The 482-nt window shown below is 59.1% G+C and carries 1 pseudogene; it reads left to right on the plus strand.

Annotated elements, in window-relative coordinates:
• Window positions 1-19: 19 nt before the first annotated feature.
• Window positions 20-482, plus strand: a pseudogene (locus AACY08_RS29155) (glucose-6-phosphate dehydrogenase); the annotation flags it as partial.

Consider the following 482-nt stretch of genomic DNA (forward strand, 5'->3'; position numbering starts at 1 on the left):
TCTTACACGACGGCTGCTTATGCCGGCGCTCTACAATCTCGCCCGCTGGAAGCGCTTGCCAAAGGATTTCAGGATCATCGGCGTCGGGCGCAGCGAAATTCCGGTTGACACGCTGCTGGATGATCTCACCAGATCCTTGCAAGAGTTTGTCAGCGAGCAGGCCGGCGAAGCATCGGTCGATAGCGTCGACAGGAAGGTTTGGGACGAGGTCGTGCGCCGATTGGCGTACGTTTCGGGCCACATTGAGGATGCAGGAACTTACGCAAAGCTGCTCCAACTCGTCAAAGGTTCACAAGCGGGTCCCGGTGCAGGAAACGTTCTCTTCTATCTCGCGGTGGCTGCGCAGTTCTTCGGCCCTGTGGTCGAGCACCTCGGAGAGGCTGGCTTCGCTCGGGAAGAAGCAGGGGACTGGCGGCGGATCATCATCGAAAAGCCGTTCGGCCGAGACCTGCAATCTGCAAGAGCCCTCAATCGGGACCTTC

This window comes from Pseudomonas sp. EL_65y_Pfl1_R83 (assembly GCF_963970695.1).
GTDB classification, from domain to species: Bacteria; Pseudomonadota; Gammaproteobacteria; order Pseudomonadales; family Pseudomonadaceae; genus Aquipseudomonas; species Aquipseudomonas tritici.